General features: G+C 46.4%; 13 protein-coding genes and 1 pseudogene. 12 read left to right on the forward strand and 2 right to left on the reverse strand.

All coding sequences use genetic code 11. From position 1 onward, the window contains the following. Nucleotides 1-38: 38 nt before the first annotated feature. The 7 genes from IKG78_RS19630 to IKG78_RS19660 all read left to right on the forward strand — a co-directional run bounded on the left by IKG78_RS19630 (nt 39) and on the right by IKG78_RS19660 (nt 7,830). Nucleotides 39-680, forward strand: a complete 642-nt coding sequence (locus IKG78_RS19630; RefSeq protein ID WP_290947140.1) for a hypothetical protein — start codon at nt 39-41, stop codon at nt 678-680. A gap of 70 nt (nt 681-750) precedes the next feature. Further along, entirely contained in the window at nt 751-3,720 is a 2,970-nt protein-coding gene (locus IKG78_RS19635) for a DNA methyltransferase (RefSeq protein WP_290947144.1), read from the forward strand. A gap of 17 nt (nt 3,721-3,737) precedes the next feature. After that, nucleotides 3,738-4,481 carry an RtcB family protein gene (locus IKG78_RS19640; protein WP_290947147.1) on the forward strand — a complete coding sequence of 248 codons (744 nt, stop codon included), beginning with the start codon at nt 3,738-3,740 and terminating at the stop codon, nt 4,479-4,481. Next, entirely contained in the window at nt 4,379-4,921 is a 543-nt protein-coding gene (locus tag IKG78_RS19645) for an RtcB family protein (RefSeq protein ID WP_290947182.1), read from the forward strand. The genes IKG78_RS19640 and IKG78_RS19645 overlap by 103 nt, the downstream gene beginning before the upstream one ends. Before the next feature lie 96 nt (nt 4,922-5,017). Continuing rightward, the gene (locus IKG78_RS19650; protein ID WP_290947150.1) at nt 5,018-5,920 is read left to right on the forward strand and encodes a radical SAM protein; all 903 of its coding nucleotides are present in this window, start codon (nt 5,018-5,020) and stop codon (nt 5,918-5,920) included. Between the two features lie 16 nt (nt 5,921-5,936). Further along, a complete protein-coding gene (locus IKG78_RS19655) occupies nt 5,937-7,190 on the forward strand; it encodes a radical SAM protein (RefSeq protein ID WP_290947152.1) in 1,254 nt (417 codons plus the stop codon). 58 nt (nt 7,191-7,248) lie between these two features. Further along, complete coding sequence (locus IKG78_RS19660) at nt 7,249-7,830, forward strand: hypothetical protein (protein WP_290947156.1); 582 nt, start codon at nt 7,249-7,251, stop codon at nt 7,828-7,830. Nucleotides 7,831-7,859: 29 nt separating this feature from the next. Here IKG78_RS19660 and priA read toward each other — a convergent pair whose 3' ends face one another. Then, complete coding sequence (gene priA, locus IKG78_RS19665; protein WP_290947159.1) at nt 7,860-9,917, reverse strand: primosomal protein N'; 2,058 nt, start codon at nt 9,915-9,917, stop codon at nt 7,860-7,862. A 126-nt stretch (nt 9,918-10,043) separates the two neighbouring features. Between priA and IKG78_RS19670 the strand changes: the two genes are divergently transcribed. After that, nucleotides 10,044-12,977 carry a DUF349 domain-containing protein gene (locus IKG78_RS19670; protein ID WP_290947163.1) on the forward strand — a complete coding sequence of 978 codons (2,934 nt, stop codon included), beginning with the start codon at nt 10,044-10,046 and terminating at the stop codon, nt 12,975-12,977. A 150-nt stretch (nt 12,978-13,127) separates the two neighbouring features. Continuing rightward, entirely contained in the window at nt 13,128-14,090 is a 963-nt protein-coding gene (locus IKG78_RS19675; RefSeq protein WP_290947166.1) for an L-threonylcarbamoyladenylate synthase, read from the forward strand. On the opposite strand, the gene IKG78_RS19680 is transcribed toward IKG78_RS19675, so the two are convergent. Continuing rightward, nucleotides 14,082-14,825 (reverse strand): SDR family oxidoreductase, encoded by a 744-nt coding sequence (locus IKG78_RS19680; protein ID WP_290947169.1) that lies wholly within the window; start codon nt 14,823-14,825, stop codon nt 14,082-14,084. The two genes, IKG78_RS19675 and IKG78_RS19680, sit on opposite strands and share 9 nt — an antisense overlap. Nucleotides 14,826-15,077: 252 nt before the next feature. Between IKG78_RS19680 and IKG78_RS19685 the strand changes: the two genes are divergently transcribed. The 3 genes and pseudogenes from IKG78_RS19685 to IKG78_RS19695 form a co-directional block, all read left to right on the forward strand. Continuing rightward, nucleotides 15,078-15,443 carry a helix-turn-helix transcriptional regulator gene (locus tag IKG78_RS19685; protein WP_290947172.1) on the forward strand — a complete coding sequence of 122 codons (366 nt, stop codon included), beginning with the start codon at nt 15,078-15,080 and terminating at the stop codon, nt 15,441-15,443. A 40-nt stretch (nt 15,444-15,483) separates the two neighbouring features. Continuing rightward, nucleotides 15,484-16,557, forward strand: coding sequence for a 23S rRNA (adenine(2503)-C(2))-methyltransferase RlmN (rlmN, locus tag IKG78_RS19690; protein ID WP_290947175.1), 1,074 nt, complete (start codon nt 15,484-15,486; stop codon nt 16,555-16,557). Further along, nucleotides 16,551-16,802: pseudogene (locus IKG78_RS19695) on the forward strand (thiopurine S-methyltransferase); the annotation flags it as partial. The gene rlmN and the pseudogene IKG78_RS19695, both read left to right, overlap by 7 nt.

The raw sequence follows: 16,802 nt of genomic DNA on the forward strand, positions 1-16,802 counted from the left end.
AGCCCTCTTGCTCCGCAATAAGGCGGCAATATATATTTGTGGAAAAACACAAACAGGCAACAACATCCATGAATCGCTACTTAAGCACCCTACTCAAGTTTACTTCAAAAGACGCTCATTACCCGCACCTTTGCGGAGTTCACTTTAACATTTCTAACGGGATCGCTTGTGCAACAGACGGTCGATCCGCACTTATGCTTTCAGCAACGTCAGATACAATCCGCAGTTTCTGCAACGAATTGGCTACAGAAAAAGGATTAAAAACATCCCAAGACGAAGTGACTATCATAAAACTGAAAAAAACTTGGTCCATAAATAACAATCCATACCCAAACTTATTCCAAATAATCCCCATAGGCCACTACGAAGAGTGGAATGGTTTTGCGTTTTACAACAACATAGAGTTTTCCAAGAGGATAAAGAGCATCGCAAACCTATGTGGTTCATATCCAGATTTTTCAACAAGCCAAAAATCTCCTTACAAAGCCTTACAAAACTACTCTACAAAGAAAAAGGGAAACGAAACGATACACATACTCACCAGCATCATGCCATCCAACATTGAAGAGCACTTTGAGGAAGAAAATTTCGAAATAAAATACAGCAAAGTTTTGGGTTCAAATAAGCCGAATATGGAAGAAGTCGAGTACTGGAAAGAACTTCAAGCAAAATTCAAATAAAGGTAACTTTTGACACTTTGTGCCATTTATATTTATTATATTCGATAGTATGATTAACACGCAGAAAAAGATGACTGAGAAAGAAAAGAAAGCAGCCGCCAAGGCATTTGTAGAACGTTGGTCCAGCAAGGGCTATGAGAAAGGTGAATGTCAAAAATTTTGGCTTGACTTGCTATGCAATGTGTTTAACGTGCAGGATTTCGCAGAATTCATCTTTTTCGAAGAGCAAGTCAAAGAACGTCTCCAAGATAAAACCATCACTAATTTTATAGACGCCTACATTCCTTCGACGCGCGTGATGATCGAACAAAAATCCAGCGACAAGGACTTGCGTAAGCCGATAAAGCAAAGTGACGGCCGATATTTGACGCCTTATCAGCAAGCAAAGAAGTATGTGGCAGATTTGCCGCTGAGCCAGCACCCCAAATGGATTGTCTCATGCAATTTTACGGAATTTCTGATATACGACATGGAGCATCCAAGCGGAGAACCCGAACAGATTTTATTGAAAAATTTGGGTAAAGAATACCACCGCTTGAATTTCTTGGTGGATGCTCGCAGCGAAAACATTAAACGCGAAGTCGAAATTTCCATCAAAGCCGGTGAAATCGTTGGAAAAATTTATGATGCCCTATTACCCGAATTTGGCAAAAATCCAACAGCAGCAGACCTTCACGCACTGAACGTCTTGTGCGTACGTCTCGTTTTTTGCCTTTATGCCGAAGATGCGGGAATTTTCAAAAAAGAGCAATTCTATAGCTATCTTAAGAGTTTCCGCGCCGAAAACATGCGCGTTGCCCTCCGTGAACTTTTCCGTGTTCTTGATACAAAGCACGAAAATCGCGACAGATTCATGGAAGAAAAGCTTGCAGATTTTCCATACGTAAACGGTTCGCTATTCCACGAAAAAGAAGGCGAAACGATCCCGCCTATTTCAGAAAAGACCGCCGAAATTATTTTGACTCACGGAAGCTTAGACTTTGACTGGTCTGAAATCAGCCCCACGATTTTCGGAGCAGTTTTCGAAAGCACATTGAACCCCGCTACTCGCAGAAGCGGAGGAATGCACTATACTAGCATTGAAAACATCCATAAAGTCATCGATCCGTTATTTTTGAACGATTTAAACGCAGAATTTTCAACAATTTGCGAAACAAAGACCGCCAAAATTCGCAATGAAAAATTGGAGAATTTTCAAAAGAAGCTCGGTTCACTCAAATTTTTGGACCCAGCCTGTGGTTCCGGTAATTTTCTTACAGAAACCTACGCCAGCCTTCGTAAGCTAGAAAACAAATGCGTTCAACTTCGTCTCGGTTCAGACCCCGCATTTGACGTGTATGGAGACGAATTCAAGCCTCAAGTGAACATCAACCAGTTCTACGGCATTGAAATCAACGACTTTGCAGTAAATGTGGCTAAGGCGGCACTTTGGATTGCCGAGAACCAAATGATGGAAGAAACCTCACAAATTCTCCACCGCAATTTGGAATTTTTGCCTCTAAAAACCAATGCAACCATCGTCGAAGGCAATGCCCTAAAGATGAATTGGGAATATTTGCAAGAGAGCGATCCCGAACCCACTCTGTGGGCAGATAAAGTCAATGTTGTTTCTCCCAAGGACATCGATCCAAAGAAAATGATTCTTGCCGAACCAGGAAAGCACTACGATGCAGTAACCGTTATAACAGAAGACTTGCACATAGGAAAAGCAGCAGAACAACCTCGCAAGAGAAATCATTACGATTACTTAATCAGCAATCCCCCATTTGTGGGATACGGTTTACAAACCAAAGAACAAAAACAAGAAACGCTAGACATTTTCGTTGACAAAAACGGCAAGTCCTACAGTTCAGCAGGCAAAATAGACTATGTTGCCAACTGGTATTTCAAAGCAGCCAAGCTGATTCAAGGAACAAATACAAAATGCGCCTTCGTTTCCACAAACAGCATCACACAAGGTGAACAAGTTGCAGGCATTTGGAAACCTCTTTTTGACAGGTTTAAGTTACAAATTGATTTTGCTTACCGAACATTCCGTTGGGACAGCGAATCCGAGCAAAAAGCACACGTTCATTGCGTAATTATAGGCTTTTCGGCAAACGATACTCCGCAACACCCCAAACGAATTTACCTTGCCAACGGGAAAACCTGCGAAGCAAAGTCTATCAACCCTTATTTGATGGACGCACCGAACATTTTTGTAGAAAGTCGAAAAAATCCGCTGTGTAACGTTCCTTTAATGACAACAGGCAACCGTCCTGCCGATGGTGGACATCTCATTATCGAAGCGAATGAATACGAAGATTTCATCAGCAAAGAACCCGATGCAAAACAATTCATCAAACGTCTTATCGGTTCTGAAGAGTTCATCAATAACAAACCACGTTACTGTTTATGGCTCGTAGATGCGACTCCGGCACAAATCAAAGGAATGCGTGAAGTTTACAAACGTGTTCAGGCTTGCAAACTTGACAGAGAAAAATCACCCGATGCAGGGCGACAAAAGCTTGCGTTAAGACCGGCTCTTTTCCGAGAAACAAACAATCCCGAAAACTATATTGTCGTGCCTGCTGTTTCATCAGAAAAACGTCGTTACATTCCGATAGGAATGCTAGATAAAAATACAATTCCGACAAATCTTGTCACAATCATCCCCGATGCAACACTTTATCACTTCGGTGTACTCATCTCAAGTGTTCACATGGCATGGATGCGTACCGTTAGTGGTAAACTAAAAAGCGATTACAGATACAGCAAAGACATTGTTTATAACAACTTTCCTTGGTGCAATCCAACGGAAGCACAAAAAGCAACTATTGAAAAAACGGCACAAACAATTCTTGATGTACGTGCGAAATATCACGACAGCAGTCTTGCCGATCTTTACGACGAGCTGACAATGCCCACAGACCTTCGCAAAGCCCACATCGACAATGACAAGGCCAATATGGAAGCCTACGGATTCAATACTAAAATGACTGAAGCAGAAATCATAATAGAATTGCTCAAAAAATATCAAGCACTTGTAGATAAAAAGTAGTCAAAGAGGGTTCACACATGTTCACCATCGAAGGCAAATACGGCAAGGCTTCAATTTATTTGAGCGACAAATCCGAACTGGAAGAGGCTTCCGTCCAACAGTTGAATGATTTGCTGAACATTCCGTATGCCGAAGGGGCGAATATCGCCATCATGCCCGACGTACATGCCGGAGTCGGTTGCGTCATCGGCTACACGCAATCCATCGAAGGCAAGGTCATCCCGAATCTAGTCGGTGTCGATTTGAATTGCGGCATGTTGGTGCGTAAAATTGCGAAGAGTTTTGCATTCGACTTCAAGACGCTCGACAAGCTGATTCGTCACGAAATTCCGCATGGCTGTTCGCACAGGCGTGAGCCGCACCCCTATGCGGACAATGTGGATTTCACGGGAATTTTCACGCCCGCGAACGAAGAATATTTAAAGTTGTCCGTCGGCACGCTTGGCGGCGGCAACCATTTTATCGAAGTTGATGTCGATGAAAAAGGCGACCATTACATCGTCATTCACTCTGGCTCTCGACACTTGGGCGTTGAAATTTGCAAATACCACCAAAAGCAAGCATGTTTCCAACGAGATGAACGTGCAAAAGACGAACGCGAAAATACATCAAGTTCGCACAAGAAAACCACACAGCCCCAAACGAACAGCCGCTTAAAATTCCAGATCATTTGGCATGGCTCGAAGGCGAAGCTCTTGACCATTACATTCACGATGTCCAAATCGCGGAACAGTTCGCCCATTGGAATCGCCGTGCCATGATGGATACAATCTGCAATGCTCTCGGCATCAAACGCAAGCACATTCTTGACGAATTCGAGACGCTCCACAATTACGTCGATACCGTTGACCGCGTCATCCGAAAAGGTTCAATCCGCTTGCACGACGGAGAGCGTGCCATCATCCCGATGAACATGCGAGATGGTTCGCTTATCGTTTGCGGCAAAGGCAACACTGCCGCGAACAAGTCGGGGCCACACGGAGCAGGCCGCCTCATGAGCCGCACGCAAGCCCGCGAAAGCCTTAAAATGGAAGATTTCAAAACGTCCATGAAGGGCATTTACACGACAAGCGTCTCGACCGAAACCATCGACGAAGCGCCAATGGCATACAAGCCAATGGACAAGATTCTTGAAAACCTCACCGACCTCTGCACCGTCGAAACCGTCATCAAACCCGTGTATAATTTCAAGGCATCGTGATGCCTTCGACAAAATTACGTCAAAAATAATTTCGCAGGACATATTTTCATCCTGCGAAATTTTATATAATAAGACATATAACAAAAATTGAGAATCATGAAAACATCTTCATTTTTATACTTCGCCAAATTTTGGCTAAAAACAGTTCTTTTCAAGAAAAAAGATCCCATTCTCGGTACAGTCATCGTCTCGGATCGCTGCAATCTGAAATGCAAGCATTGTTCCGTAAACAATATTACGGCAATCATGCATCCTTTTGCCCAAATCAAAAAAGAAATGCAGACTTTATACGATATGGGAGTCCGAATCCTGTTTTTCTGCGGCGGCGAGACGTTCTTATGGCGAGACGGCGATTTAACCGTCCGCGATTTGGTGATTGAAGCGAAGAAAATGGGGTTCATGATTGTAAACGTCGTCACGAATGGAACATTCCCGATCGACTTGCCAGAAGCGGATTTAATTTTATTGAGTCTTGACGGCGACAGAGAACGCCACAACGCCATCAGAGGCAACACGTTCGACACCATCATGGAAAATGTCAAAAATGCGACATCAGACAACATCTGCTTTTACATGGCCATCAACCAAATCAACAAAGACGCTGTGCGAGACGTTTGCAGGATTGCAAAAGAAACGAAACATGTCAGGGCAGTTTCGTTCAATTTCCATACGCCGTACCCCGACACACGAAACCTATTCTTATCCCGTGAAGAAAAGGAATCCATAAGCAAAACCATCTTGCAGATGATGGATGAAGGAGCACCGATATTTAACCTGAAAGCATCCCTTCCTTATCTTGTCAACAATACATTCCCGACTCCTTGCCATCAATGTCTAGTCATCGAGAACGGCAAAATTTCTGTATGCGGAAGATGCATCGACGTGCCGGGACTTTGCGAAGAATGCGGATATTTCTTTGTCGCGGAATACACACTTCTCTTCAAAGGGAACCTCAAAATCGCATTCGAAGCGTTAAGAACTTATCTAAAATACGTATAGCATCAAGTAAGATTTCATGAGTTTAATAACCACTTTTACAAGATCGTGGCTGACCCGTTCTCTCAAGCCGTTTCTGTTCCAGAACGAATACGACAACATTCTCCCTTTTGAAGAATGCGAAAACCTCGGCCTGTACGTCCACATTCCTTTTTGCAAAAGCATCTGCAACTTTTGTCCATACTGCAAAATAATTTACAACAAAGCGTTATGCGATAAATACATCGATTCACTCATCAAAGAAATCCATAAAGTCGGCAGTCAATACAAAGGCAAAAAGGAAACGACTAGCTTGTATTTTGGCGGCGGCACACCCGCTTTAATCGCAGATAGAATTGGCGAAATCATCGAAACAATTCAAGAGCATTTCATCATCACAGAAGGAATTGGCGTTGAGTTGCACCCGGACAATGTCAATGTAGAAACGCTAGAAATGCTTAAGGCTGCGGGCATCACAAAAATCAGCATTGGCATCCAATCTTTTCAAGAAAAATACCAAACTGTACTCGGGCGAAAAAATGTTGACGCAAACAAATTAAAACCAGCGCTACAAGCAGTCGAATTCGAGACGGTCTCCATGGATTTTATATTTGCGCTCCCGGACCAAACATACGAAGACATCAAAGCGGACATAGATACGGCATTTGCAAGCGGTGCAAACCATGTGGCGATTTATCCGTTCATCGATTTCTCTTTCACGAAAAGCAAAGTGAAAGCAATGAACAAAAAACAAAAAAGAGACTTGCTAGACCAAGTAACGGCGTACTTTAATCAAAAAGGCTACCATCGCAGTTCCATTTGGACATTTTCAAGCAAAGCAGACGCCAAATATTCCTCTATGACTCGCGATAATTTTCTTGGCTTCGGATGTTCCGCCACGTCATTATTCAAAAAGCAATTCAAGATCAACACGTTCTCTGTCGAAGAATATTGCAAGCGGATTGACAACGACGAACTGCCGACCTCCTTGACCATCCGCTTTACACCACGGCAACGGATGGTGTATTACCTCTTTTGGACGCTTTACAGCATGCATCTGGACGAAAAGAAATTCGAGAATTTCTTTGGCGTGTCGTTGAAAAAAATGTACGGCTTTGAATTTTTGTTAGCGCAAAAAATGGGATTTTTGACAAAAGAAAATGGCATTTACACAGTCACAACGAAAGGTGCATTTTACTACCATTACTACGAACAGTTCTATACGCTTTCGTACATCGACAAGATGTGGGGAATCATGCGAAAAGAAGCGTTCCCCAAGCGTATTGAATTTTGACCGCAAAAAAAGATATATTATAGATACTGAATAGCAAGTACAAATCTAGGGGGAGATTTTGAAACGACTTTTATTCCTTATCATCGTAGCATTGTTGACGTTCGCAAGTGCAAACATGGTCGATGAGCTTGTATTCGACAACCAAGAAAGTAATGTACGAATCATTCTTTTCCGTTGCAATAAAGCATTTATCGCCTACAAAGAAAACGAAAAGAAATGGATTGGTTTATATACGAAGCCTAAAGATATCCATCTGGAAGACGGCGAATTTGCAGACATCACAGCAGATGTCGAAAAAGTTTACGGAGGCATCGTCGGATTTACAGGTGAATTATATCTAACCAAAATCAAGAGTTCACAAACCGTAGCCTTTGAAGAACTTGTCAACAGGGGCGATATTGCAGATTACGATCCTATGCAATACCGGTTTGGCGGAGCGCGTATGATAAGAACGAAAAAAGGTTTGTATTGCGTCGGAAGCGTTTATGGGAAATACCAGCTATATAAAGACGGGAAAATTTTGGGAACGTACAATACAGCCTTGGAAGTCGAGAACGCAACAGGATTACATGTTTTAAAAGACCCAAGCGTAAAACAAGAACAAGTTTATAAAGCCAACGAAGTGTTGAACGAGAAATAACAAAACAACTAGGCAAACAATACTGAGTTTTATTCAAATTCTGTTTTGATTTCTACGCCGGGAACCCACGGTTTTGCGGCATTGAGAATAGGTGCAAGCACCTTACGCACAGCCGAAAGATTTTGCGTTTTAATATAAAGCTTGACCCAAAACACGTTTTGCACTTTGGGGACAAACGCATCAACAGGTCCAAGCACTGTCATCGACGATTCTTTGCGCAAAATTTCTTCCAGACGTTTTACCGTATCGCGGAGCAAATCTTCATCACGCGCACCGCAACTGATTTCGACCAACTTGCAGAACGGCGGATAAAAAGCCATCTCACGGTTTGAGGATTCAAGATCAGCAAAACCCTCAAAGTCATGGCGTATGGCATATTGCATCACGGGTTCTGTCGGGTTTAGCGTTTGGATGAACACGCGACCGCCTCCCCCTGCACGCCCCGCACGGCCTGCAGTTTGGCTCAACAGCTGATACAATCTTTCGGAAGAGCGAAAATCGGGAATGCCAAGCCCGGAATCCGCGCCGACAACCCCGACTAGCTTTACGCCCGGAAAATCGTGACCTTTCGCGACCATCTGCGTTCCAAGCAAAATGTTGTACTCACGATTCCTGAACGATGTCAGGATTTTTTCAACAGAACCCACATTCTGCGTCGTATCGCGGTCCATGCGAATTACCTTGGCATCGGCAACCCATTCATGAATTTCTTCTTCAAGCTTTTCAATCGCGCCACCGACAAATTCATACGTTTCAGCGCCACATGATGGACACGGCATATCTAAAGGATACAAAGCCGCACAGTAATGGCACATCAACGCATGGTACTGTTTATGATACACAAGCGGAATATGGCAATGCCTACAATAAAGCGTTTCGCCGCATTTAGTACAAACTCTAATTTTTGAATAACCGCGGCGGTTCATGAGGATAATCGCCTGGTCGCCGCCCGCAATACAATCCGAAAGCGCTTCACGCAAAGCAGGAGACATGAGTACGCCTTTTTGCTGGCGCACCTTCCCCATATCGACAACCGTCACATCCGGGAGCGGTGCCGCCGTCGCTCGATTCTTGAGCGTCAAAAGCTTGAGGTTTCCCGCCTTCGCATTGCGGTACGTTTCAAGGCAAGGTGTTGCGGAGCCAAGCACGACGAGCGCCCCATGTTTTTGCGCCAAGTGGAACGCCAAGTCGCGTGTGTGGTAACGTGGAGCCGGATCCTGTTGTTTAAACGATGAATCGTGTTCTTCGTCCAAAATAACAACATCAAATTCAAACGGCGAAAGAATAGCACTGCGAGTTCCCAAAACCACATTTGCAGAACCATCCAGCACAGACAAATAACCTTCACGTTTTTTCGGAGCCGACAAAGCCGAATGCAGCACGACCACGGGAATATTCAAATAATCCGCAAACCGAGCCGCCGTCTGAGGAGTAAGTCCTATTTCGGGCACCAAGATCAGCACGCGTTTTTTCCGAGCCAATGCCTCGCGCACCAATTCCTGATAAACTCTCGTCTTGCCACTACCGGTTACACCATGCAAGAGCGTTCCGCGAAAACCTGTCCGGTCCAAATCCTCTACAAGACTGGCAAGCGCCGTCTTCTGTTCGTCTGTCAAGGGGGGCAAGTCCGAACAAACCGCCATTTCAGGTCCATTAGAGAGAGCCTCGCCCCGTGGTTCAGCTTTTTTTTCAGCAAACAACGCATCGAGGTACTTGTCGAAATCAGCTGGCCAAAACACGTTCAAAGCACGCATAGGCGTACTTACATAATACTTAGCGACCCACTCCAGCGATTCCATATAACGTTCGGAAAAGACATACCCGGATTCGTGCGGGCACGCATAACGCACATCAAACGCCGGCTTTTCACTATGCACACGGCTCACCAAAGCAAGCATCGGTTTACGGCGGGCAAGTTGCACCCATACGACACTTCCACGAGTAATGTTTGCATTTTCGGGCACCCCATAAGTAAAGACCGATGGCGCAAGCGGAATATAGACCTCGCAAAAAAGCGAAACAAGCGCCGAATTACAGCGTTCCTTGACCATTTCTGGAGCAGAAGTCTTGGGGATTCTCTTTGCCACGGGGGCAAAGATAGTTATTGTATGCAAATAGGCGTAAAAATGCACAAAATTTTCTTACCATAACATTTTTTTAGTTAGATTATGCTATACGGAGCTGAAAAGCCCCGCCTACCCTTTGGAGATATTATGAGCATTTTTGACGCATTTAAACCGAAATGGCAACATTCCAACCCTGCAAAGCGCATCGAAGCGATTGCCGACTTGGATGAACTCAATAGTCAAGATATTGTCGAACGAGTCGCCCTTTCCGATGATAATGTTGAAGTGAGAATGGCAGCAATCAAAAAACTTGCAATTATCAAAACACTTCAGGAAATTTCTAAGAACGACAGTGATTCTGGTGTACGCCGTTTGGCCGAAACAAAAGCATTCGAAGAAATCGTCAAAAAGCTAAAAGCATTTAACGAAGCTAGCTTGGATGATGAAGTTCGCGAGTATATAAATGCAGTCAAGGACACCCGTTATGCCGAAGACGTACTCAAGGCTACGGATAACTTAACACTCAAGCATGAATTGGTCAATCTGTGCAACAAGCAGTCTCTCCTTGCACAAATCGCCACCCGTGACGTGAGCGAAGAAATCGCACTGGCAGCGGCAGACCGCGTTGTCTCTGAATCCTTGCAAGCAGACCTCATCAAGAATTCCAAGCACAGTTCCGTCCGCAAGAAGATTTCGGATAAAGTTCGTGCAAAACGTGAAGCCGAAGACAACGGCAAAAAAGCCGCAGAACTTTTGCAAAGCAAGCGCGAAGCTTTGATTAAGCAAGCCCACTTCCTTGCGGCTCAGAAAGATGCCATTGCAACAAAGCCGCAATTTGAAGACTTGATGAAAGAAGCTCAAGCACTTGGCATGGGCGAGAGCGCCGACAAGCTCAACGAAATTTATGCAAGCTTCAACAAGTTCTACGACGAAGCGAACGCCGAAAAGATTGCCGCCGAAAATGCAGCAGCAGAAAAGCAGGCCAAAATACAGCACTTGACGGAAACGCTTGCCGAACTTGAATCCATGCTCGAAGCGAACACGACCGAAGAAAACGCCGAACGCGTGAATGCGATCATCGAGGAATGGACCGCAAACAAGTCCATCATGGACGCAGCCTCGACCAAGCGTTTCAACAACGCCTATTTCAAGACGCAAGAAGCAAAGAAGATTGAAATTCCAACACCGGAATCCGAAAATGCGAACGAAGAAGAACTCACAATCCGCAAGAGCCTTCTCGAACGTTTGCAAGCACTCTCCGACACGGAAATCGACGAAAATACAGGCAAGCATTTGCATGCAATCGTCCGCGAATGGGAAAAGATGCCGCTTCTCGAAGGCGACGACCCGGTTCTTCAGTCCTACAACGCACTGCGCACTAAGTTGAACGAACTCATCTCTGCGTTTAACGAAAAGACTCAGCAAATTGTCGAAGAAAATTCGAAGAAGCTTCGCGTCCTCATTGAACGCATCCAGAACATCGACGAGAATCAGGAATTCCGTGAAATTCACAAAATTCTCCGCGACACTTATCAGGAATGGAAGGAAATCGTCGGCGAACAGAAGTTCAAATACCACGATCTCTGGCAAGAATACAAGATTGCCACCTCCCGTTTCCAAGAAATGCAGCAGTGGGAAAACTGGCACAACGAGAAGGATCGCGACACTATCATCGAAGAAATGGACGCGCTCACCAAGGAAACTCCGAGCCAGGATGTTTTGACCAAGTTCCGCGAACTCTGCGGCAAATGGCGTGAAATTGGCCCGATTTCGGCAGCCAAGTTCCAGGATTACAAGGATCGTTTCCAAGCTCTCGTTGACAAGGTCAAGGAAAACTGCGCTCCGTTCATCGAAGAACAGAATGCAGAACGTCAAAAGAACTTGACTGAAAAGGAAGGACTTTGCCAAAAAGTCGAAGATCTCGTCGCGAACGCAGAAATTTTCTGGAAGGACAAGTTCAAGGCCGTTCAGGAAATCCAGGAAAACTGGAAGAACATCGGCATGGTGCCGAAGGAAGCTTTTGCCACATTGAACAAGCGCTTCAAGGACGCCGTGAACGCCTTCTACGCACAGCATAAAGAAAATGTGAAGCACGAAGACGAAAGTCGCGAAGCCAACTACGAAAAGAAGGTCGCTCTCTGCATCGAAGCCGAAGCGATCAAGGATTCGACCGACTGGAACGCCACTTCGACCAAGCTCAAGCAGTTGCAAGAAGCATGGAAATCTACAGGTCCTGTACCGAAGAGCAAATCCGACGAAATCTGGACACGTTTCCGTACCGCTTGCGATTCCTTCTTCGAAAAGAAGCGCAACCACTTTGAAGAAATGGATGCAGCCAAGCAGAAGAATTTGGAACAGAAACAGGCCATCTGCGAAAAGCTTGAAGCATTTGACTTGGACAACATCACTCCAGAAATCATCGATGCATACAAGGCTATCGACGAAGAATGGAAGAATGTAGGCATGGTTCCGAAAGAAGCCGTCGAAGGAATCAACGACCGCTACAACGCGATCGTGAACAAGATTGTCGCCAAGATGGCAGAATCCGATCCGGAACTCCAAGCTAAGATAGCAGAAATCAAGAAGAAGAAGCAAGACTCCATCGAAAAAGTCCGTCAGTTCGCCGAAAGCGCAGGCTCCAACCAGCTTGCCGATGCGGTCCGCGAAATCCAGAAGGAATGGGGCACGCTCGGTTCTTGCGGTAATGACGACGCCGAATTGCAGAAGGCATTCCGCGATGCTTGCGACGATTTCTTCACACGCCGCCGCGACCAACTCGACATTCAGGAACAGGCTCGCCAGAATAACTTGCAGAAGAAGATTCTCCTCTGCGAACAGGCAGAAGACCTGCTCACCGACTTGAATGACCAAACGGTAGTCGCCTCGATGAACAAGGTCAAGCATTTCCGCCGCTTGTGGAAGGAAGTCGGGGCCGTTCCTCGCGAACATTCCGAAAAGATCTGGAAGCGCTTCAACACGGCTTGCGACCAGGTATTTGCTTTCGGACGCAAGGACGAACCAAAAAACGTTGAGGCAGCTCCGGCTCCGGCAGCAGCTCCAGCAGCCGCCACTGAAGCATAATAGAAGTAATCAGTAAACATTGGTTAGTAGTTAGGATTTTACTCTTGACTAACGCCACGTTTACTCCATCATCCCGACTAAACAATTGTCACCCCGGCCATAGTGCCGGGGTCTTCTTTTTTCTATCTTTGGTGCCGTAGGTAGCACAAAATGAAATTTCCACCTTGGACAAGTGTAAGCGAAGCCGCCCGCCTCCTTAAAGACGGAGAGGTAGTCGCCATCCCGACAGAAACGGTTTATGGACTCGCCGGCAACGCATTTGAACCCAAAGCGCTCGCCAAAATTTTTGCGGCCAAAGAACGGCCCACGTTCGACCCGCTAATCGTCCACATCGCAGACATTGCACAGCTTACCGACATCGCAAAAGACATTCCCGATAGCGCCTACAAGCTCGCCGAAGCCTATTGGCCGGGGCCGATGACCATCATCCTCCCCAAAAAAGATTGCATCCCGGACCTTTGTACAAGCGCACTCCCCTCTGTGGCGGTGCGCTTCCCGAGCCACCCGATAGCTCAAGCGATCATCAAAAAATCGGGACTCCCGCTTGCCGCTCCGAGCGCAAACCTCTTTAAGCATGTGAGCCCGACAACCGCCGAGCACGTTGCCGCCCAGCTCGCCGACCGCATCGCGGGCATTGTCGATGGCGGCCCTTGTTCCGTCGGTGTAGAGAGTTCCATCATCTCGCTTGCAGGCGAAAAGCCGACAGTCCTCCGCCCAGGCGCAATTACGCCCGAAATGTTCGCGAAAGTTCTCGGCGATGTCACTATCAAGGAATCGACCTCCAAACCAGGCCAACCGATGCTAGCCCCCGGCCAGTGCGACACACATTACCGCCCACAAGTACCGCTTTACTACGGCAAAATTCCCGCAAGTTTCACGCTGCCCGAACATACAGTCCGCATTGCATTCGGAACGCAAGCAGGCCCCATCCCCGCTACAGTAAACTTGTCTGCTACAGGCGACATGGTCGAAGCGACTTCAAAGCTTTACGCCTTCATGCACGACCTTGACGACCCCAAGTACGACTTAATTCTCGTCGATCCGATTCCGAACACCGGTGTCGGCATGGCGCTCAATGACCGCCTGAAACGCGCAAGCATCAAATTAGGATGAAAAAGAGACTTTGCGCCCAGCTTCAACAGCATCGGCAACAGTCATACCCACATAATCCTGAGCACTGAACCAGCGGCCACTCTTTTTATCGTCAAGGAGCACGCTCACAAGAGCACCAGGCACAACAGTTTCCGGAGCATTCGGTGCATTCGGGCCGCCAAGGTCCGTGCGGAGCCAGCCCGGATCCATCACATTCATCATCACGTCCGTGCCGTTCAACTTGCAGGCAAAATCCTTCACGAACTTCGTGAGAGCGGCCTTGGCACAGGCATAAGCGGCAAGTTCCGGCTCATTGGCAATGCCGCTCGTGGTAAGCTGCATACGTCCAAAACCGCGCTTGATCATGTCCGGCAAAAAGTAGTAGGCAATCTTCATCGGAGCAAAGAAGTTCACCGCCATCGCTTGGCGGAAATCGTCCATCGTATTGGCGAGGTAATCGCTAAAATAATGGCTCATGAGACCAGCGTTGTTGAACACGAGATCGACCTGCACGCCGAAAGCATCAATCTCGGCTAACGCAGCATCAATTTCCATTTCATTTTCGAGGTTGCAGCCCACAGCCTTCACCTGCACGCCATACGGGGTAAGCTCCGCAATCACCTTTTCTGCATGGCTCTTGTCGCGCCCTTGCAAAATAAGATTCGCACCGAGTTTCGCCATTTCTATAGCAATGAGGCGCCCGACACCACGGCATCCACCCGTCACAAGGCACCATTTTCCTTTTACATCAATCATTACAGCTCCCTATTTAAAGCAATGAAACAATCTTTATTATAAAAATAATCACGAAAAGTTCCTTGATAATTATCACACCAAAACGATTTCGTTTACAACGGTAAATATTTTTGTATATAAAAATTTAATGTCAAATTATGTCTTAAACAATTATGAAATCAAAATAATTCGTTAGAATAACAAAGAATTAACATTTTTTGCAAACTATCGCATGCACCAAATTATCATGTATTTTCTTAAAATTTCATTACAATGAATTACGAGACTATCTTACTACATGAAGCCATCAGGCTACTCCTCATTTCGGTCAGACAGCAGCAACGTTACACACAACGTTCTCTATCCATCGAATCAGGAATTTCGAGACAGTTCATATCGCAGATGGAATGCGGGAAACGAATTCCATCCATCGATACGCTCTCCCAGCTCGCAATAACACTCAAAACTAGCATCAGTTCGCTCATGGTGGAACTAGACAGAATCTATCAGCACCTTCTGTGGCAAAGGCATGCGAAACAAGGCTTGAGTATTACGGATTTAACCACCGGATGCACAGCCGAAAACAACAGCCCAAGCATGGAATACGTTCGCAAAGCGAGAGGGGTACATAAGCCTTAGCCCTTAACAAGAAGCTTAAAATTTTCTATCTTTACAGGATATGGAATGGCAGCGCAATATAAAAACTTTGACAACCGACGAGCTCAAAGCTTGGCTTCGGGACGTTGACGAAAAGCCCTACCGCGCTGACCAGATTCAAAAATGGCTTTTTTGCCAGCAGGTGCGTTCTTACGACGATATGGTGAACGTACCCCCTGTACTTCGTGAAAAACTGGCTAAACAGTTTACGCTTTGCGGTCTCAAGGAAAATCAGCGCTCTGTTTCTGTCGATGGGACAGTCAAGTGGCTTTTCGAGACCGAAGATGGTCACCACATCGAAACCGTGATGATTCCGGCCAACGGTCGCTATTCTGTTTGCGTTTCGACCCAGGTCGGCTGTGCCATGAACTGCGCATTCTGCCGCACCGCCAAGATGGGGTTCACGCGTAACCTCGAAGCAGGCGAAATCCTCGAAGAAATCATCAACGTCAACTGGTACTTGAAGGACAACGGATTCAAGAACGAAGAAGGCGGCACGGCCCAAGTCACGAACATCATCTTCATGGGTATGGGCGAACCGCTCAACAACCTTGAAAACGTCCACCGCGTCTGTTGCACGCTGCATAACCAGAAACTTTTCAACATGGGTGCGAAGCGCATGACCGTGAGCACTTCGGGTGTTGTCCCGAAAATCAAGGAGCTCGTCGATCGCAATACGCCCTGCTGCCTCGCCGTAAGTCTCAACAGCACGAACAACGAATACCGCTCGTCCGTGATGCCAGTGAATAAAACTTGGCCCATCGAAAAACTTTTAGAAGCCATTGACGATTACATCCGTCGAACCGATAATTATGTGACGTTCGAGTTTGTGCTCATCCAGAACATCACCTGCACACCCAAGGCCGCCAAAGAGCTCATCCGCATTTGCGCGCCGCGCCGCGTGAAGGTGAACGCCATCGTGCTTAACGACGGCGACGACCCGACGCTTCACGCCCCCACCCCCGAAGAGGTGGAAGATTTTCTCGCCATCGTGCGAGCTGCTGAAATTCAAATAACGATCCGCAATCCACGCGGTAGGGATATCCTTGCTGCGTGTGGACAATTAGCGTACAAAAAGGAAGGTAAGAAATGTTAACGCAAAACCTCCCGGAATTCTGGGACAATCTTTATGCCGAAGGCAAGGACTACTGGAATTTCAAGAAGGCGACTCCGGCCCTGCTTGAATTTTTCAAGCACCCCTCCTGCCCCGCAACCGGCTCTGTGCTGATTCCCGGCGCCGGGTTCGGCTACGATGCCGAGGCATGGGCTTTGCGTGGACACGAAGTTTTGGCAGTCGACTTTGCTCCGACCGCAGTCGATGAACTGGACCACTTGAGCCGC

The organism is Fibrobacter sp. (genome assembly GCF_017545445.1).
Classification (GTDB): domain Bacteria; phylum Fibrobacterota; class Fibrobacteria; order Fibrobacterales; family Fibrobacteraceae; genus Fibrobacter.

What these genes read in the sequence shown, in the direction of transcription:
- IKG78_RS19675 (WP_290947166.1), top strand. Translation starts at nt 13,128, where the DNA reads ATGAAATTTCCACCTTGGACAAGTGTAAGCGAAGCCGCCCGCCTCCTT.
- IKG78_RS19670 (WP_290947163.1), top strand. Translation starts at nt 10,044, where the DNA reads ATGAGCATTTTTGACGCATTTAAACCGAAATGGCAACATTCCAACCCT.
- IKG78_RS19635 (WP_290947144.1), top strand. Translation starts at nt 751, where the DNA reads ATGACTGAGAAAGAAAAGAAAGCAGCCGCCAAGGCATTTGTAGAACGT.
- IKG78_RS19655 (WP_290947152.1), top strand. Translation starts at nt 5,937, where the DNA reads ATGAGTTTAATAACCACTTTTACAAGATCGTGGCTGACCCGTTCTCTC.
- IKG78_RS19685 (WP_290947172.1), top strand. Translation starts at nt 15,078, where the DNA reads ATGAATTACGAGACTATCTTACTACATGAAGCCATCAGGCTACTCCTC.
- IKG78_RS19680 (WP_290947169.1), bottom strand. Translation starts at nt 14,825, where the DNA reads ATGATTGATGTAAAAGGAAAATGGTGCCTTGTGACGGGTGGATGCCGT.
- IKG78_RS19650 (WP_290947150.1), top strand. Translation starts at nt 5,018, where the DNA reads ATGAAAACATCTTCATTTTTATACTTCGCCAAATTTTGGCTAAAAACA.
- rlmN (WP_290947175.1), top strand. Translation starts at nt 15,484, where the DNA reads ATGGAATGGCAGCGCAATATAAAAACTTTGACAACCGACGAGCTCAAA.
- IKG78_RS19640 (WP_290947147.1), top strand. Translation starts at nt 3,738, where the DNA reads ATGTTCACCATCGAAGGCAAATACGGCAAGGCTTCAATTTATTTGAGC.